This window comes from Mesorhizobium sp. LNHC232B00 (assembly GCF_000502435.1).
GTDB classification, from domain to species: Bacteria; Pseudomonadota; Alphaproteobacteria; order Rhizobiales; family Rhizobiaceae; genus Mesorhizobium; species Mesorhizobium opportunistum.
The window spans coordinates 52391-70168 of sequence record NZ_AYWP01000005.1 but is presented as its reverse complement, the minus strand read 5'-3'; the positions used below and the strand labels follow the sequence as shown (position 1 = coordinate 70168).

Annotated in this window: 19 protein-coding genes and 1 tRNA gene; 7 read left to right on the top strand and 13 right to left on the bottom strand. The window is 63.3% G+C overall.

Translation table 11 applies throughout. The features are described 5' to 3' along the window. Positions 1–13: 13 nt before the first annotated feature. From X743_RS159950 to X743_RS159960, 3 genes are read right to left on the bottom strand one after another with little or no spacing between them, the layout of a single operon-like run. Complete coding sequence (locus X743_RS159950; RefSeq protein WP_023764892.1) at positions 14–874, bottom strand: radical SAM protein; 861 nt, start codon at positions 872–874, stop codon at positions 14–16. Beyond that, positions 871–1287 (bottom strand): hypothetical protein, encoded by a 417-nt coding sequence (locus X743_RS159955; protein ID WP_023764891.1) that lies wholly within the window; start codon positions 1285–1287, stop codon positions 871–873. The genes X743_RS159950 and X743_RS159955 overlap by 4 nt, the downstream gene beginning before the upstream one ends. Before the next feature lie 24 nt (positions 1288–1311). Continuing rightward, a complete protein-coding gene (locus X743_RS159960; protein ID WP_023764890.1) occupies positions 1312–2019 on the bottom strand; it encodes a metal-dependent hydrolase in 708 nt (235 codons plus the stop codon). Positions 2020–2154: 135 nt separating this feature from the next. Here X743_RS159960 and ruvX point away from each other — a divergent pair, with 135 nt between their 5' ends. Then, a complete protein-coding gene (gene ruvX / locus X743_RS159965) occupies positions 2155–2661 on the top strand; it encodes a Holliday junction resolvase RuvX (RefSeq protein ID WP_023764889.1) in 507 nt (168 codons plus the stop codon). Here the strand turns inward: ruvX and X743_RS159970 are convergent. The 3 genes from X743_RS159970 to X743_RS159980 all read right to left on the bottom strand — a co-directional run bounded on the left by X743_RS159970 (position 2579) and on the right by X743_RS159980 (position 5238). Further along, entirely contained in the window at positions 2579–2920 is a 342-nt protein-coding gene (locus tag X743_RS159970) for a DUF6105 family protein (protein ID WP_023777463.1), read from the bottom strand. The genes ruvX and X743_RS159970 overlap by 83 nt on opposite strands. Continuing rightward, complete coding sequence (locus tag X743_RS159975; RefSeq protein ID WP_023764887.1) at positions 2920–3474, bottom strand: hypothetical protein; 555 nt, start codon at positions 3472–3474, stop codon at positions 2920–2922. The genes X743_RS159970 and X743_RS159975 overlap by 1 nt, the downstream gene beginning before the upstream one ends. A 135-nt stretch (positions 3475–3609) precedes the next feature. After that, positions 3610–5238 (bottom strand): DNA alkylation response protein, encoded by a 1629-nt coding sequence (locus X743_RS159980; protein ID WP_023764886.1) that lies wholly within the window; start codon positions 5236–5238, stop codon positions 3610–3612. 196 nt (positions 5239–5434) lie between these two features. Here X743_RS159980 and X743_RS159985 point away from each other — a divergent pair, with 196 nt between their 5' ends. Genes X743_RS159985 through dprA form a run of 4 tightly spaced genes read left to right on the top strand, consistent with a single transcriptional unit; the run spans position 5435 to position 9507 of the window. Then, positions 5435–6430 (top strand): aspartate carbamoyltransferase catalytic subunit, encoded by a 996-nt coding sequence (locus X743_RS159985; RefSeq protein WP_023764885.1) that lies wholly within the window; start codon positions 5435–5437, stop codon positions 6428–6430. Further along, positions 6427–7713, top strand: coding sequence for a dihydroorotase (locus tag X743_RS159990; RefSeq protein WP_023764884.1), 1287 nt, complete (start codon positions 6427–6429; stop codon positions 7711–7713). The genes X743_RS159985 and X743_RS159990 overlap by 4 nt, the downstream gene beginning before the upstream one ends. A 58-nt stretch (positions 7714–7771) precedes the next feature. After that, complete coding sequence (plsY, locus tag X743_RS159995) at positions 7772–8359, top strand: glycerol-3-phosphate 1-O-acyltransferase PlsY (protein WP_023764883.1); 588 nt, start codon at positions 7772–7774, stop codon at positions 8357–8359. Between the two features lie 17 nt (positions 8360–8376). Continuing rightward, positions 8377–9507, top strand: coding sequence for a DNA-processing protein DprA (gene dprA / locus X743_RS160000; RefSeq protein WP_023764882.1), 1131 nt, complete (start codon positions 8377–8379; stop codon positions 9505–9507). Positions 9508–9515: 8 nt separating this feature from the next. Here dprA and X743_RS160005 read toward each other — a convergent pair whose 3' ends face one another. The 5 genes from X743_RS160005 to X743_RS160025 form a co-directional block, all read right to left on the bottom strand. Further along, entirely contained in the window at positions 9516–9728 is a 213-nt protein-coding gene (locus tag X743_RS160005; RefSeq protein ID WP_023764881.1) for a hypothetical protein, read from the bottom strand. Positions 9729–9746: 18 nt separating this feature from the next. Beyond that, positions 9747–10529, bottom strand: a complete 783-nt coding sequence (gene otsB / locus X743_RS160010; RefSeq protein ID WP_023764880.1) for a trehalose-phosphatase — start codon at positions 10527–10529, stop codon at positions 9747–9749. Beyond that, positions 10529–12301, bottom strand: a complete 1773-nt coding sequence (locus X743_RS160015) for a trehalose-6-phosphate synthase (RefSeq protein ID WP_023764879.1) — start codon at positions 12299–12301, stop codon at positions 10529–10531. Before X743_RS160015 ends, otsB begins: the two co-directional genes overlap by 1 nt. Positions 12302–12402: 101 nt before the next feature. Next, positions 12403–14565 carry an amylo-alpha-1,6-glucosidase gene (locus tag X743_RS160020; RefSeq protein ID WP_023764878.1) on the bottom strand — a complete coding sequence of 721 codons (2163 nt, stop codon included), beginning with the start codon at positions 14563–14565 and terminating at the stop codon, positions 12403–12405. Between the two features lie 47 nt (positions 14566–14612). Further along, on the bottom strand, positions 14613–15686 hold the full coding sequence (locus tag X743_RS160025; protein ID WP_023764877.1) for a glycosyltransferase family 4 protein: 1074 nt from the start codon (positions 15684–15686) through the stop codon (positions 14613–14615). A 178-nt stretch (positions 15687–15864) separates the two neighbouring features. Between X743_RS160025 and X743_RS1000000170450 the strand changes: the two genes are divergently transcribed. Then, on the top strand, positions 15865–16341 hold the full coding sequence (locus X743_RS1000000170450) for a hypothetical protein (RefSeq protein WP_023764876.1): 477 nt from the start codon (positions 15865–15867) through the stop codon (positions 16339–16341). Between the two features lie 95 nt (positions 16342–16436). Here the strand turns inward: X743_RS1000000170450 and X743_RS160030 are convergent. After that, positions 16437–16512, bottom strand: a tRNA-Lys gene (locus X743_RS160030). Between the two features lie 232 nt (positions 16513–16744). On the opposite strand from X743_RS160030, the gene X743_RS160035 reads away from it, so the two are divergent. Further along, a complete protein-coding gene (locus X743_RS160035) occupies positions 16745–17215 on the top strand; it encodes a BA14K family protein (protein WP_023764875.1) in 471 nt (156 codons plus the stop codon). A 77-nt stretch (positions 17216–17292) separates the two neighbouring features. On the opposite strand, the gene X743_RS160040 is transcribed toward X743_RS160035, so the two are convergent. Next, positions 17293–17769, bottom strand: coding sequence for a DUF6882 domain-containing protein (locus X743_RS160040; protein ID WP_031257576.1), 477 nt, complete (start codon positions 17767–17769; stop codon positions 17293–17295). Between the last annotated feature and the right edge of the window lie 9 nt (positions 17770–17778).

Below are 17778 nucleotides of genomic sequence, written 5' to 3'. Positions count from 1 at the left end.
ATCGGAAGCAATGCTAGGCTACGGCAGCGCTGGCCCGATCCTTGGGGCGGCGCAACGGATTGGGCAATTCGAAAAAGCGCTGCTTTGCCGGGCACATGCCGCAAGCAGCCTCATCCTCCAGTGCGGCGAACGCCTGCAGTTCGGCATTGGAGCAACCGGGATCGAGCGGCCGGTAGGCGAGATACGGGTCCCACTTCTCGGACAGCCGGTACTTTCCCTTCTGCATCGGCAGATAGGCGAGCGGCGCGCATTTCCAGATCTGGCCGTCATACAATTGCTTGCAGTGGCGAGCCGGGCAGATTTCCCAGCTGGAACGAGGATCGCCATCCTCGAAAGGCGCCATCGCATTGCCGAAGCCTTCGTAGCGCCGGGTCCAGTTCTTGTCCGACGGACGCAGCTCGATCAGGACCTTGTGGTCCCGCCGCCACGCCTCCAGCAGATCGAAAACCGGTTTCAGCCTCTCCCGATATTCTTCGGAATCGTGATGGACCGAGACGATCAGCCGCGCGTCGGGATCGGCGGCCAGGATGGCTGGCAATGTCGGGTGGCGATGCAGGAAGAAGCCGTTGCTGACGATCTCCATGCTGGCGCGCGGCCAGTGCCGCCGCACCAGCCCGACGAAACCCGGCAGTTGCGGATGGATGCTGGGTTCGCCGCCCAGCAAGGTGAACCGCTTGACCGAGACGCGCCGGCTCCATAGCCCCATCCAGCGGTCCGCCTCATCGAGCGAGACGGTGCCGGAATGCGCATGATTGGAAAAGTGCGAGCAGCTTTCGCACGACAGGTTGCAGCCATGCGCGACATGCAGTTCCAGTCTTCGGAATACAGGCCGCTCGCCGCCAAGAAGCGATCTTACACGGCTCAGTATCGTCATGGCAGGGCAACGCCCTCGCACAGATAATAGCTGCCGCTGTTGCCGCTCGCCTCGCTTTCGTCGTCGATGGGCCGGACCGACACGAGGTCGATCTGCGTCGGGCTGGTCTGCGTCACCGACAGGACATCTGGAAAGACATAACCCGGTTCCTGGCAGATCGCCGTCACCGCCCAGCTTGGAGAGCGCGTCGCCTTGCTGACCTGCAGGAACTCGCAATTGTATTCGACGCCTTGCAGGCCGTGCGCCGAAAGCACGATGTTGCCGGTGTCGATCAGTGTCTGCAGCGTGTCCTTCTTTGCCTGTGCGCAAAGTTCTTCCGACCGGAGATAAACCCCTTCGATGAAATCATCCGCGGCAAGCGTGGGGGATGCCGCGACAAACATCGACACGCAAAGAGATCGCCCCAACGCCATGGATTTGTTCCGCTTTGGCTGTTTCTAGATCGCAATCGTCTCGCCGATTTTCGGCAACGCAACCTTCACCCCGGACCCTTCCAGGCCGGCCTCGAATTTCTCGGCCGTCGGATCGATCATCGGAAAGGTGCCGAAGTGGCAAGGAACAACGGTGTCGAACTTGAAGAAACGGCGGCAGGCAAGTGCCGCGACCGCACCGCCCATGGTGAAGCGGTCGCCGATCGGCACGATGCCGATCTTCGGCTCATGCAGCTCATTGATCAGCGCCATGTCGGAAAAGATGTCGGTGTCGCCCATATGGTAGAGCGTGCTGTCTTCCGGGAAATGAAGAACCAGCCCACCCGGATTGCCGAGGTACACGTTCCTGCCACCATCTTCTCCAAAAGAGGAGGAGTGCAGCGCCTGGACGAATGTCGTGGTGAAGCCGCCGCAATCGACCGTGCCGCCGATGTTGCCGGGATTGATCTTCTTGTCGCTGACGCCTTTGCCGATCAGATACATGCAGATCTCGAAATTCGCGACCAACTGGGCGCCGCTTTTGCCGAGCACTTCCAGCGCACCGCTGATGTGGTCGCTATGCCCGTGGGTCAGCAGCACATGCGTGATCCCTTCCGCCGGCTCTTCCCAGCCCCCCGTCCATGACGGATTTCCGATCAGATAGGGGTCGATGAGGATCTTGGCGTCGCCGGTTTCGATGCGGAAGGCCGAATGGCCGTACCAGGTCAATTTCATGAATGCATTCCTCGATCTTTACCGTGCCAGAGGATAGAAGGCCGATGGCCCTGAGATCAACTCGAGATCAAAGGGTATAGTGTCCGCCGGGCATCCGGAAGAACACGCGGCGCTGAAAAAGACAAAGGAAAACCGTTGGCTATCATCACGATTGAGCAACTGCCGGCACGGCTCGCCGATGGCAGGACGCTGGCCGGGCTCGATCTCGGCGACAAGACGATCGGCGTCGCGGTTTCGGACCGGGGGTTCTCCTTCGCGCATCCGCGCCCGGTCATCATCCGGAGGAAATTCTCACTCGATGCCGCCGTCCTTCTGGCCTTGCTGAAGAAGGAGAACGCCGGTGCGGTGGTGATCGGGCTGCCGATCAACATGGACGGGTCGGAAGGTCCCCGCGCCCAGAAATCGCGCGCCTTCGTGCGCAACATGGCACAGCTCAGCGATCTGCCCTTCGTGTTCTGGGATGAGAGGCTGTCGACGGTCGCGGCCGAAAGGACATTGATCGAGATGGATTTCTCGCGCGCCAAACGCGCCGGCAAGATCGATTCGGCGGCGGCCGCCTTTATTCTGCAGGGAGTTTTGGACCGGCTTCAGTCGCTCGCTGCATCCGATCGAACGGAACCGGACCCGTCCAGCGCCGCCTGACCCAGTCCAGGATTTCGCGACGGCGGCGAAACGCCCATATCGCCATCAGCAGAAACCCGTCGAAGATGCAGGCCTTTGCCACCATGCCGGGGATGATTGCCGGATCGATGCCGAGCATCTGGCCATAGAGCTGAAACACGAAATCGTGCAGCTGCCGGGTGAGCATGACATAGCCGAAATTCATGTCATTGAGCGACAGGTAGAACCAGCCCCAGAACAGCGCCATCGGACCCGCCCACAATGCGAAGATGTAGCGCATCAGCGGCCACCCTTCCCTTTGGCCCCGGTCTGGTTGCGGCCCGATATCAGGGAGAGCAGCGAATTGTGCGCCGCTGCCTTCGCCATGCTGTGCGCCGTGGCGCGGAAGTCGGCGTCGTCCGACACGGCCGCCGAGCGCCGCTCGGCGAGCATTGCGACATAGGAGGCCAGAAGTGCCGCCAGTTGTACGGCGACTACCATGAACAGGCCGTTGATGCCTTGCGCCGCGCCGCCGATCAGGATGATCGACAGGACACCGGACGCGGAGATGAAGGCGATGCGCACCACACTGTCGACACCCTGGCTGATCCCGTCGTTGATCAGCGTATCGACGAAGGCCCAGAAAAACAGCACCGACACGACCAGTAATGCGGTCGCCAGCGGCGCGACCACGACGATGTTCTTCAGGTCGACGAAACGCGCACTTTCGATCGTCACGCCGAGCACGCCAAGAGCCGCCGCCACGCCGCGGTCCCCATCCATGCAGATCAACGCGAGCAGGGCGAAAACGATCGCCCAGTGCACGGACAAAAACGAGGTCAATACGTGTCGCATCGTGATTCCTGCTTCGACAGGAATGACAGTGGGCTTTGCCGTCCGTCGCCGCAACGGAAACCATTTGTTAAGGTTAACGGCGGTCCACAGGCTCGCGATCGGCACTCCCGGACCCGGCGATGCGCCGCTTGCCGCTCAGTTCACCGGCGGATAGAGCGTATCGATGATCATGCGCGCGTCGTGGCGCGCATCGAGCATGCCATAGGTGTTGCGCCACTGGCCGGCCAGGCGCGTCTCGACGAAGGCATCGGCAATCCGCCCTGCCCCCAGCCGGCGCAGTTCCGCCGCCGCGGCCGACAGCGCCAGTTGCTCCGTGAGCAGCCGGGCCGATCCCTCGTCGGTCGACGCGACCTGCATGGCCGCCTTCAGCACGCCGATCGTGCCGCGCCCGCCTGCGCCGAGGTCGCGGTCGATGCCGGCCAGCACTTCCTCGAACAGGCCGGGCGCGCGGCCGAGCACGCGCAGCACGTCGAGCGCCATGACATTGCCCGACCCTTCCCAGATCGCGTTGACCGGCGCCTCGCGGTAATAGCGGGCGAGCGGCGCCTCCTCGACATAGCCATTGCCGCCAAGGCACTCCATCGCCTCGTAAAGCAGCGGCGGCGCGATCTTGCAGACCCAGTATTTGACGACAGGCGTCATGGCGCGGGCGAATGCCGCCTCGCCGCGGTCGCTCGCCGCCTCGTCGAAGGAGCGCGCCAGCCGAAACGACAGCGCGGTGGCGGCGGCAACATCGAGCGCCATGTCGGCCAGCACGCGCTGCATCAGCGGCTGCTCGATCAAGGGTGAGCCGAACACCTGGCGATGACGGGCGTGATGGACCGCCTCTGCCAAGCCAGCCCGCATGACCGCCGACGATGCCACCGCGCAGTCGAGCCGCGTCAAGGTGACCATATCCATGATCGTCTTCACGCCGGCGCCGGGCTCGCCGACCATCTCGCCGATGGCGTTGACGAATTCCACCTCGGAGGACGCGTTGGAGCGGTTGCCGAGCTTGTCCTTCAACCGCTGGAAGCGGAAGCCGTTGCCCGACCCGTCGCCGAGGACGCGCGGCACCAGGAAGCAGGACAGGCCTTCCGGCGCCTGCGCCAGCACCAGGAAGGCGTCCGACATCGGCGCCGACATGAACCATTTGTGGCCGGTAAGGCGATAAAAACCGCTGCCGGCGCGCTCGGCCCTGGTCACATTGGCACGCACATCGGTGCCGCCCTGTTTCTCGGTCATGCCCATGCCGAGCGTCAGCCCGGTCTTCTCGACCGGCGGCTTCTGGCTCTGGTCGTATTTGCGCGTCGTCACGCGCGGCGCCCATTCGCGGAACAGCTTTGGACTGGCCATCAGGGCCGCAAGCGAGGCGCTGGTCATGGTGATGGGGCAAAGGTGCCCGGTCTCGAGCTCGGCGGTCAGGTAAAAACGCGCGGCACGCACCTGATGGCGGCGGCCGATCTCGGCATCGCCATTTTCCCAGACCGAGGAGTGCAGCCCGTTTGCCACCGAGCGGCGCATGAGGGCATGGTAGGCCGGATGGAACTCGACAAGATCGATGCGCCGTCCCTGGCGGTCATGCGTCCTGAGCTTCGGCGTCTCGACATTGGCGAGGCGCGCCAGTTCCTGTGCCTCCTGCGTCAGGACGAAACGGCCCAGCCCATCCAAATCCTTGCGGACCGGATCGGAAAAGCGCTCGGCAAGCTGGATCAGCAACGGATCGCCTCGCCAGGCGTTGCCGCCCGCAAGCGGCGGCGGCTGGTTCGTTACGTCGTCGGTCACGCCCAATCCTTTTTTCGGCAGCCAATCCTTCTTTCGGCAGAAAGGCCCTTATCGTCGAAAAGCCACGAATCCGAGGCCATCGGCTAGATATAGCCAAGCCGTGCAACCCGCGCGACGAAAATACCGGGGAGAAAGGCTTCAATCGAAAGCTGACGCTTGCGGGCGCAAAATCCGCACCCTATAGCAGCCCCTTGAGATGACCGACGCTTCGTCCCTGCCACTCTACCCTCACCGCCATCTTCTGGGCATCAGCGACCTTTCGCCCGCCGACATCGAGCTTTTGCTCGACCGGGCGGATCGCGCGGTCGCGATCTCCAGGCAATCCGAGAAAAAGACCTCGACGCTGCGCGGCCGCACCCAGATCAACCTCTTCTATGAGGCCTCGACGCGTACGCAGTCGTCGTTCGAGTTGGCCGGAAAACGGCTCGGCGCCGACGTCATGAACATGTCGGTGGCAAGCTCTTCGGTGAAAAAGGGCGAGACGCTCATCGACACGGCCATGACGCTGAACGCCATGCGGCCCGATATATTGATCATCCGCCACCAGTCGGCGGGCGCTGCTGCCCTTCTGGCGCAGAAGGTCGGCTGCTCGGTGGTCAACGCCGGCGACGGCGCGCATGAGCATCCGACACAGGCGCTGCTCGACGCGCTGACCATCCGCCGCGCCAAGGGCCCGCTGTCGAAGCTGATCGTGGCGATCTGCGGCGACATCCTGCATTCGCGCGTGGCGCGCTCCAACATCATGCTGCTCAACACGCTCGGCGCGCAGGTGCGGGTCGTCGCGCCTTCGACGCTGCTGCCTTCCGGCATCGACAAGATGGGCGTCATCGTCACCCGCTCCATGGCGGAAGGCTTGAAGGACGCCGACGTGGTGATGATGCTGCGCCTGCAGCGCGAACGCATGGAAGGCGCCTTCGTGCCTTCGGTGCGCGAATATTTCCGCTATTTCGGCCTCGACGCCGAAAAGCTGAAGGCGGCCAAGGACGATGCGCTGGTCATGCATCCCGGGCCGATGAACCGCGGCGTCGAGATCGCCTCGGAAATCGCCGATGGTCCGCAAAGCGTCATCCAGGAACAGGTGGAGATGGGCGTCGCCGTGCGCATGGCGGTGATGGAAGCGCTGCTCGACCCCCGCCGCAATCAAGAAGGGCGTAATCAAGAGGGGCGCAATCAAGAGGGCCGCGGCGCATGAGCACGACCGTCTTTGAACGCGCCCGCATCGTCGACCCGTCGCGCGGCATCGACGAGCTCGGCTCCGTGATCGTCGATGGCCGCAAGATCGCGGCCGCAGGCAAGACGGCGCTGAACCAGGGCGCGCCCGAGGGCGCTACCGTTGTCGACTGCGCCGGCAAGACGATCATTCCGGGCCTTGTCGACGGCCGCGTCTTCATCGGAGAGCCGGGCGGCGAGCATCGCGAAACCATCGCTTCGGCAAGCCTCGCCGCGGCGGCCGGCGGCGTCACCTCCGTCGTCATGATGCCCGACACCGACCCGGTGATCGACAATGTTGCGCTGGTCGAGTTCGTGCTGCGCACCGCCAAGGACACGGCCGTCGTCAACATCTTTCCGGCGGCGGCGATCACCAAAGGCCTCGATGGCCGCGAGATGACCGAATTCGGCCTGTTGCGCGAGGCCGGCGCCGTCGCTTTCACCGACGGCCGCCACACCATATCAAGCGCGCTGGTGATGCGCCGCGCGCTGACTTATGCGCGCGATTTCGGGGCCACCATCGTGCATGAGACGCAGGATGCCGACCTCGCTTCGGCCGGCGTGATGAACGAGGGCCTCTACGCGAGCTGGCTTGGCCTTTCCGGCATACCGCGTGAAGCCGAGTCCATTCCGCTCGAGCGCGATCTTGCCCTGGCGCGCCTGACGCGCGGTTCCTACCACGCGGCGAAGATCTCGACAGCGATGGCAGCGGCAGCCGTGACCCGGGCGAAGGCCGATGGCGCCGATGTGACGTCGGGCGTGTCGATCCACAATCTGTCGCTCAATGAAAACGACGTCGGCGAATACCGCACCTTTTTCCGCCTGACGCCGCCGTTGCGCGCCGAGGAAGACCGGCTGGCGATGATCGAGGCGGTCAGGGACGGCACGGTCGACATCATCGTCTCCTCGCACGATCCGCAGGATGTCGACACCAAGCGCCTGCCCTTCGCCGACGCAGCCGCCGGCGCCATTGGGCTGGAGACGCTGCTCGGCGCGGCCCTGCGGCTCTATCACAATGGCGACGTGCCATTGCCGCGGCTGATCGAGACGCTCTCCACCGCGCCAGCAAGGCTGTTTGGGTTATCCGGCGGCACGCTGAAGCCGGGCGCAATGGCCGATCTCGTGCTGGTCGACCTCGACGAGCCGTGGATCGTCAGCGAGGGCGGCATTCGTTCGCGCTCGAAAAACACCTGTTTCGAAGGCGCGCGCCTGCAGGGCAAGGTCTTGCAAACGCTGGTCGCGGGCCGCACAGTGTTCTCGATCTGAGCCAGCCGCCGCGCATCGCGCCGGCCTGGCCGGCTAAGCGAAGTTGCGGGGGGAAACAATGACTTACGGTCCAATCCTGGCGTTGGTGTTCGGCTATCTCTTGGGTTCGATCCCCTTCGGCCTGTTGTTGACACGCGCCGCCGGCTTCGGCGACGTTCGCAAGATCGGTTCGGGCAATATCGGCGCCACCAATGTCCTGCGCACAGGCAACAAGGGACTTGCCGCGGCGACATTGCTGCTCGATGCGCTGAAAGGCACGGCCGCCGTGCTGATAGCAGCCCACTTTGCGCCTGAAACCGCGGTCTGGGCTGGTTTTGGCGCCTTTCTCGGCCATCTCTTCCCAGCCTGGCTGGGTTTCAAGGGCGGCAAGGGTGTCGCCACCTATCTGGGCGTGCTGATCGGGCTTGCCTGGCAGGTGGCGCTGATCTTCGCCGTCGTCTGGCTGGTGATGGCATTCCTGCTCCGCTTCTCCTCGCTTGCCGCATTGACGGCGGCCGTCGTCGTGCCGATCGCGCTTTATGTCCTGAGCACGCCGCAGGTTGCCCTGCTGTTCGTCGTGATGAGCATCATCGTCTTCATCAAGCACCGGGAGAACATTTCGCGCCTGCTTGCCGGGACCGAGGGCAAGATCGGAGCCAAGGGGTGAGCGAGCACGCCACCGCGGTGAGCGAGCCGGCCGCCGGGCCGCGCCTCAGCGACCGGCAGCGGCTGAGCTGGCTGCGGCTGATCCGCACCCAAAATGTCGGTCCTGCCTCCTTCCGCGACCTGATCAACCGCTTCGGTTCGGCCGAGGTCGCGCTGGAAGTGCTGCCGGAACTGATGATTTCGGGCGGCGCCAGTCGGATCGCCCGCATTCCTTCGATTGCCGAAGCCGAGGCCGAGATGGAGGCCGCCCGGCGGGCCGGCGCCCGCTTCGTCGGCATTGGCGAAGCCGACTATCCGCCGCTGCTGCGCGGCATGGACCACCCGCCGCCTCTGCTGGCGGTCAAGGGCAATGCCAGCGTGTTCCGGCTGCCGGGGATCGCCATCGTCGGCGCCCGCAACGCATCGCTCGCCGGCATCAAGATGGCACGCATGCTGGCGGCTGATCTTGGCCGCGACGGCTATGCGATCGTCTCTGGCCTGGCGCGCGGCATCGACACCGCGGCGCATCAGGGCAGTCTTGCAACCGGCACGATCGGTGTCCTGGCGGGAGGCCTCGACCAGCCCTACCCGCCTGAAAATGCCGGCCTGTGCGACGAAATCGCCGAGCGTGGCGCCGTCATCTCGGAAATGCCGTTCGGCTGGCAGCCGCGCGCCCAGGATTTCCCGCGCCGCAACCGCCTTGTCGCGGGTGCTGCCCTCGGGCTGGCGGTGATCGAGGCGGCGCAGCGCTCGGGTTCCTTGATCAGCGCCAGGCTTGCCGGCGAGATGGGGCGGCTGGTTTTCGCGGTGCCGGGGTCGCCACTTGACCCTCGCGCGGCGGGCACCAACGGCTTGCTCAAGGACGGCGCCACGCTGGTCACCGAGGCTTCGGACATTTCCAGGGCAATCGCGCCGCTGACCGGCATGCGAGCGCCTGAGGTGCCGCCGTTCGAAGATCCGCCCGACTTCTCGGCCACACCCCCACCCGGCGAGAGCGACCGTTCCAAGGTGATCCAGGCTCTGGGACCCACTCCGGTGCCGGTCGACGAGATCATTCGCCATACCGGCCTGCATCCGGCCCAGGTTTTCATGGTGTTGCTGGAACTCGATCTCGCCGGCCGGCTCGAACGCCATGCCGGCGGCAATGTTTCACTGCTCTTCGAGAACTAACCGACCGTTCAGTGGCGATTGGTTTTTTTCTCCAGGGTTTCCGCATAGTCCGGCGTGTTGGCTCCAAAGAGATCCTTTTCGACGATGCCGCGCCAGACCATGTCGGCATCCTCCGGCCGCGACGGATCGAAGCCTGGCTGGCTCTCTTGCGCGTTCCGGCGCGAGCGCCGGCGTAGCCAGCTGGGCATGATCTCGCGGATGAGGCTGGTGAATTGGGTCATTGCCGGCTCCTCCGATTTTCATGTCGCGACCAGACCGGCCGATTTCTCCGCATTGCTGTGGTTCGCGGCATCGAGCCAGACCAGCGCCTCCTCGACACCGGTTAGCGCATGGCGCGCGGCGGTCGGTCCGCCTGGTTTGATGCGCACCGACACGCCGTCCATTTCATTGACGACTTCGAAGCCGTTTTCATCTGAAGTGTCGTCGCCAAGGAATACCGGGCGCCGTCCGCTGAAAGCCGGCTCTTCCATGAAGCGCCTTATAGCCGCTCCCTTCGCCGCCTCCAGCGGCATCAGTTCGACCCCGGCGTTGCCGGCAAGCACCCTATATCCCGCGGGCAGTCTGCCCAGCGCCTGTTCGACCAACTGTGTCGCGCGCCGCAGCAAATGCGGCGCCGCGCGGGTGTGAATGGCCAGGATCGGCCCTTTGCGCTCGATATAGACATCAGCGTTGTCCAGTTCGGCCTCGATTTCCTGGGCAAGTGCGGCAATGTCGGCCGGCTCGCCGGCGGCCTCGACCGGGCCGTCCCGCGCCAGCCTGTGTTCGAGGCCATAGAGACCGGCGGCGCGCAATCTGAGCGGCTGGAAGAGATTGTCGACGGCGGCGATCGATCGACCCGTGATAAACGCCAACGCTCCATCCAATCGGGCTTCGAGGCTTGCCAGCAGCGCGCGTAGCTCATCGCCGACGACCACCGCGTCGGGATGCGCGGCATGTTCGAGAAGCGTGCCGTCGATATCCAGGAACAGGGCCCATGGCCCTTGCGGAAGAGCCGGTGCCGGCAGGTTTGGCGAGACCGGCATCACAGCGCCGCCACCCGTTTGCGATCGAGCAACGATATCACGTTGCCAGGCGCCGCGGGAGCCGCGCCGACGGCACGATCGACCGCAACGCGCTTGCGCAGGCGCGCTGCATCGAGGAGCATGCTGCCCGCCCATCGATAGACATTGTTGTCGCGAACGATCTCGCGCATGCGCTGCATGCGTTGGCGCTGCTCCTCCTGCGGCATGGTCAGGGCCTGCAGCAAGGCGTCGCCCATCGTCGCAGCGTCATAGGGGTTGACGATCAGCGCCTCGAGCAGCTCCTTGGAAGCGCCTGCGAACATGCTGAGCAACAGGACGCCCTGTTCGTCGTCACGCGCCGCGACAAACTCCTTGGCGACCAGGTTCATGCCGTCATGCAGGCTTGTGACCATGCAGACATCGGCGGCGCGGTAGATCTCGTAGACCTGCACCTGCGAGTAATGCTCCGTCACCATCAGGACGGGTGTGTAGCCTTCGCGCCCATAGCGCTGGTTGATTTCATCGGCACGATGCAGGCACTCCTCATACAATTGTTGATAGGCGGGCAACGTGCCGCGGCTGGGCGCTGCGATCTGCAGTAACGCCACCTTGCCGATCCATTCCGGATGGAGCTTCAGCAGTTCATCGAGCGCGTCGAAGCGATCGAGGATGCCCTTGGTGTAGTCGAGACGTTCAACGCCCACACAAAGCTTGACATCTTCGGCCAGACCGAACTTCTCGCGAATGCGCCGGCGGCATTGCGCCACGTCAGGCAGTTTGCCCAGTTGCGCCGGCGGCCATTCGATTGAGATCGGATAGGCGTGAACCAGGCTGATCTGGCCGCCGTAGGAGATGGCCGAATCCTCGCGCTCGATTCTGCTTTCCAGGAAACGGTCGACGCTATCGATGAAGTTATTGCAATGGAACTGGGTGTGAAAGCCGACAATCGAGCTGCCGAGCAGGCCTTCGAGAATCTTCTCGCGCCACGGGCAGATGCTGAACACTTCCGAATTCGGCCATGGAATGTGCCAGAAGGTGATGATGATCGCCTCCGGCAGGCGTTCACGGATCATTCTAGGGAGCAGCGCGAAATGGTAGTCCTGGACCAGCACGATCGGCCGCTCGTTGCGGGCTTCCGCAACAACGGTGTCGGCGAACTTACGGTTGACCGCCTCGTAGCTTTCCCAGTCGGAAGCACGAAATATCGGCCTGGTGAAGGCTATGTGACAAAGCGGCCAGAGGCCTTCATTTGCAAAGCCGAGATAATAACCTTGCTGTTCTTCCTCGCTGAGCCAGACACGCCGCAGCGTGTAGGAAGGACTATCGGGCGGTACTTCCACGCGGTCGTTTTCGTCGACAACGAGCCTGTCGGCCGAACCACCGCCGTAGGCGATCCACGTGCCCGCGCAGGCGCGGGTGATCGGTTCCAAGGCGGAGACAAGGCCACTGGCGGGTACGACCAGTTGGATGTCGTCGCCCTTGCGGTTGTGGATATACGGCTCACGATTTGAAACCACGATCACCTGGGCGTCCGGAAGTTCCTTTGCCAAGATGTGACGTAGCGTTTCCGGCGACCATTGGACGAGCGAAGCGGCCGCGGATTGCCCATTCTTCTCGAATTCCGGCAACAGGCTGCCAGTGGGCTCGGTTGCCCCAGCAGCGTGCATGCCGCTCCTCAATCGGCGTGCCCGCAGAACCATCGTCGCGATGATGAGGATCGAGATACTGACAACTGCAAAACCGAGGAGCCACAATACGGACGAAGGAACGACCAGGTACGAACTGTCAGGCATTTGAAATCGACTTACCCTTCAATGAGATAGTGCGGCGGGCTCGCCATCCCGGCAACCCGCGTGATGGTCAAACGCTCACCCCGCGCGATGGTTCCGATTTTTCAGCTCCTGACCACGAGCGGCACCAGCCCCTCATGGCGATCGGCCAGAAAGGCGCCGACGCGGTCGCCGACCCGTTGAAATGTCAGGTCGACAGAGGCGCCCGCCACGGCCAGATGGCGGACCACCAGATTGTCGATGCCGATCGGCAGGCGCGGTCTCGTCACCTGAATTTCGCCGGTCCAGCCGTCGATCTGAAGGCCCAGGCACGCCTGCATGAGCATGAAGGCGGAGCCGGCCGACCAGGCCTGCGGCAAGCAGGCAACCGGATACGCGATGGGCGCCTCGCCCGGGGCGCGGGTGAAGCCACAGAACAGTTCGGGCAGGCGCATGTTGAAATGAACAGCGGATTCGAACGTTCCGCTCATCAGCCGCACCACATTGTCCCTGATGCCGTACCGCGCCAGTCCGGCAGCGCAGATCGCGGTGTCGTGCGGCCAGATGGAACCGTTGTGGTAGGACATCGGATTGAAGAAGATGGCGTCGTCCGCCAGCGTCCGCAGGCCCCAGCCGGAGGAGAATGAGGCCGACAGCAACTGGTCGGCGACGATGCGCGCGCGATCCGGGTCGGGAAGGCCGACATAAAGCAGATGGCCGGCATTGGAGGTGCGCACCTTGCAAGGTTCACCGTCGCCGTCCAAGGCAAGCGCATAGTAGCCGAGTTCCTCGATCCAGAACTGGCTTTCGACCCGTTGGCGGATTTCTTCGGCGCGCTTCTCCCAGGCTTCGGCCTTTTCGGTTTCGTCGCGCAGCCGAGCCAGTTTAGCCAATCCCCGGAACGCTGCAAAGACGTAGCCTTGCACCTCGACCAGTGCGATCGGGCCTTTCGGAATGCGGCCGTCGGCATGAAAAACCGAATCGAAACTGTCCTTCCATCCCTGGTTGGCAAGACCCGATTCCGCCGCGCGCCGATAAGTGACGAACCCCGTCGGCTGGCTCGCCGTCTCGATCCATTCGGCGGCGGCACACAGTGACGGCCACAAGGCGTCGACTGACTCCATATCGCCGGTGCGGTCGGCATAGGCGCATGCGAGATGGACATAGAGCGGGGTCGTGTCGACCCCCCCATAGTAACGGCCGAACGGCAGTTCGCTGAGCGCCGTCATCTCGCCCTTGCGCGTCTCATGCATGATCTTGCCGGGCTGGGAGTCGCTGAAGGGCGAGGTTTCGGTTGCCTGGTGCTGTGCCAGAAAGCCGAGCACGCCCCGCGCCAGGCCGGGATTGAGCCAAAGCATTTGCAGGGCCGAGATCACCCCATCCCTGCCGAAGGCCGTCGAGAACCACGGGATGCCGGCGTAAGGATAGGGACCTGTCGCCAGTTCCGTGGTCAGCAGCGCCACGTCGGCGCGCGCCCGCTCGATCCAGTCGTTGAACACCCGGCCCGAACTGTGCAGCGTTGCACCGTGGCGGCGCTTGGCCCGCATGCCGAAGCGCGCGCGGGCGGCGGCCGCACGAAATCGTTCGCGTTCGGGAGCATCCGCAATCTCGGTGCCGACCTCGACATAGAGCGTCTTGCGGCTGCGCTTGGTGACGGCGATGAAGAAGTCCGCCCGCTCCGAGGTCAATTCGTCCGGCACCTGCGAAAACGAGATCGCCGACGTGCGCTCCACCTTGTCCAGGCCCTCGTAGCGGAGCATCACCGTGTTCTTGCCGATTTCGGCCGTGCGCGCGGTGCCGCGTTTGGGCCGTGTCGAGCCGCGCACTTCGAACATGTCGCGGAAATCCGCGGCAAAGCGCAGCGAAAGCCGGAGGCTCGAATGTTCCTGGCTGTAATTGGAAAGCGTCAGCCGTTCGTAAAGCCGGTCCTGCCAGATCAGCCTGACGCGCTCGATGTGGATCGCGCCTTGCGGAATGGGCCGGCCGCCGATGCTCTCGATCGGCAGGTTGGTCAGATTGGTGGTGAACAGCACGTTGTCCTGGCTGAGCGATGCGCCGAGCAAGGACGTAGACCGCCCGCCGACGGTCAGCCGGAATTCAGAAAGCACGCGCGTGTCGTCGCGGAAAAAGCCGTCGCCGACACCGCGTATGTCGCCATAGGCATCGGCCACGGCGAAGGAGTCGCCATGCTTGAGGGCGAAAAGCCGGTGCGGTTCCCTTGGCGCTGTCTCGTCCAGGGAGGCCAGCGCTATTGCCGGATCAAGCTTGCGCTCGTCGAGTTGGGTGATGGTCAAGAAGATTGTCCCGTGCTGGTTTTTCGAGCGGGTGAAGCGCTCTATGAGGCCCTGATTTCCTCATGGCTGCCCTCATGGCTGCCAGTCAGCCGAGAGTAGGCCGCGATATAGTCGCTTGCCATCCTGTCGGCTGAAAACCGCTTTTCGAAGGCCCCCCTTATTCGTCGCCTGTCGAGTTGCAGGAGAGCCGGCATCGTGGCGACGGCATCTTCAATGGTCTCGACGACGAAACCGGTCACGCCGTGATCGACGATCTCGGGCATGGCGCCGCAACTCCATGCCATGACCGGTGTTCCACAAGCCATGGCCTCGACCACGGCAAGGCCGAACGGCTCCGGCCAGTCAATGGGGAACAGCAAGGCGGCGGCGTTGCCAAGAAACCGGCTCTTCTGGTCCTCGCTGATCTCGCCGACATATTCGACCCGGTCGCCATCGATCATCGGCTGGACGACTTCCTCGAAATAGGCGCGATCGCCATCGCCGATCTTGGCCGCGAGCTTGAGTCTCAGGCCGGTACGGCGGGCAATCTCGATCGCCCGGTCCGGCCGTTTGTCGCGCGACATCCTGCCGAGGAAGGCAAGATAGACGCCATCCGAACCCGCCTCGAAGTCAGGTTCATAGAGCTTGAGCGGCAGTCCATGGTGGATCGTCGCCAGCCAGTTCGCCGATGCGAACCGCGCCCGCTGGCTGCGGGATATCGAAATCATCGGAAACCGTGGAAACCGATCATAGGCTTGCGCGAGATCCACGTAATCCAGCCTGCCATGCGGCGTCGTCACCGTGCGTTGCGGCATATCGCGAAAAAACGGGAAATGCAGGAAGTGGCTGAGATGGAAATGGATGACGTCAAAATCGTCGGCCCGTTTCCTCACCTCGTCTAGCATCGACAGATGCGCCGCGATCTCCGATTTCAACGGACGGGGGTCGAGACGAAGCGCCCGTTCGCGGCATGGCACCAGCCTGGCGGAGGTCTTCGTATCGCCGCTGGCGAACAACGTCACGTCGTGGCCAAGCTCGACGAGCGCTTCGGTAAGGTAGGAGATGATGCGCTCGGTCCCGCCATAGAGTCTCGGCGGCACGGATTCGTAAAGCGGTGCGACATGGGCAATCTTCATGGCCCGGCGTTCCCTCAATGAGCTGGTCATGGAGCAAAATGCATCAGCTGCGGGATCGTTCCCCAAATCCCCAGTCAAGGAAGGGGGCGACGATTGATCTTCGCCCTGCCCGCGCTAATTCACACTCGGTACCCTTGTTTCCTGCATGTCGCGGTCACGACAGCACAAGGAGGTTGCGTTGCAGCGATTCGACGATATTGCCGCCCGGCGTGTGGCAATGATCATTGAGCAATATGTCGAGGCGAGGAAGCGGCACTTCGGCTATGTCTCGACGGACCAGGCCGCCAGGGCGGTACAGCGCGTGCTGAAACCTGGGATTTCGGCCCACGAACTCGACGACATGGTCGCGGCCCTTGCTGTCAAGAACGGATTGGCGGTGGTTTTCGACCGCGGCGCCAGAGGATCGGTCGGCGGCGCCGAAGCCGATCTGGACAGAAAGGATCAGACCATGCGCGCACCAGCAGAGACCACGGATGTCGCCGGCGCGGCAGATGCCATTCTGGGCAGTCACCGAGAGAATGCCTCGCTGTCGATGAAGGCAGCGATCGCCCTATTGCGCGAGCGCACCGGCACCAAGCGATCAGACGCCGACCTGGAGGGCCTGCTGGCAAAGAAAGCCACGGTTCTCGGCGTACATTTCTCGCGGGATAACTGAGCCGCAGCTGATACGGTACTTAGGCCGCTTCGGCAGGAAGCATTTATTTACGCTGGGGTAGCGTGTCCGATGATTCCGGATGTACCTTGAGGCAATGGTGAGCGCGATGGGATTCGAACCCATGACCTACTGATTAAAAGTCAGTTGCTCTACCGGCTGAGCTACGCGCTCCCGCGGGCTCGAAAAGGCCGCCCTCGAAATTGCGCGGAACATAGGGAGAGTGCTTCGGCCGGTCAACCGGAAAAAGCGGGCCTGCGAACCTGTCAAGCGCTGCCAGTTGCGGCACCGTGGGGGCGCTCCTGACCTCTGCCCGCCAGCGGCTGCCGATGCGGGGGAACAAATCCCCTGCGCCGACCGTTTTCGGCCTACAGGGACGTCCGCCAATCCTTCGAGGAGAAGACCGATGAACAGAATCCTATCCGGCGTGATTGCAGCTACCCTTTCGGCCACATTTGTTGCGGCGGAAGTGGTGCCGGTCAACGCTGCAACTGCCTATGTACCCCTATCCCAGACCGCAGCGCCCGATGTGCAGACAGTGCAGTACCGCGAGTGGAGGAGAAACCGCTCCTTTGACCGCAATTTCTCGCGCAACCGCAGCTTCAGCCGCAATGGCGGCATGTATTGGAATGGCCATCGCGGATATCGCGAATACCGTCGCGGCTATCGGCGTCACGGCGACTACTGGTTCCCGCTCGCGGCTTTTGCCACCGGAGCGCTGATCACCGGCGCGATCGTCAACAGCGAGAACAACCGCGTCTATGAAGGCAATGCCCATGTGCAGTGGTGCTACGACCGCTATCGCAGCTACCGCGCTTCGGACAACACGTTCCAGCCGAACTACGGTCCGCGTCGGCAGTGCCGTTCGCCCTATTGATTTGCGGGTGATTAGGTAGCTGACGAGCAGGCCCGTGCCAGAACTGGCGCGGGTCTTGTCACTAGGGCGAGCCGGAATCAGCCGGCCCACCTGATGGCCTTGATGATGTAAAAACGTGCATCGCCTTCCCCAGAAGGTGAACGATACGCTCCAAGGGCGTCGCAAATTCGAACCGCCACGGCGCTCAGTTCCCAACCAAGCACTTCCAGGTCATCATCCACATCTGTGACGTAAGACTGGGCCAGTTCGTCGACGCTGTTCGTCTCGCCGAAGGATCGAACCAGCTTTGCGTCGACCATAACGTCGTCAGGCCAATTTGAATTTGCCCAGGCCCAGAGCCAACTCTGTGATTTAATGCTCGTGGAACCGGCAATCTGGACCTCCGCGGTCACTTTGATTTCGTCGCCTTTGGAAAACAAAAGCCTTCTGGTCTCTATGTCATAATCGTAGCGAGACCAGTGGCCGAGCTGGAAGTCTTTCTCCAAGCGGTCATTCTTGGCATTCAGTTGTTCGATAGCCTCGTCGCGCCAAGCAGGATACCAGTCTGGCTTCATTTCCCCTCG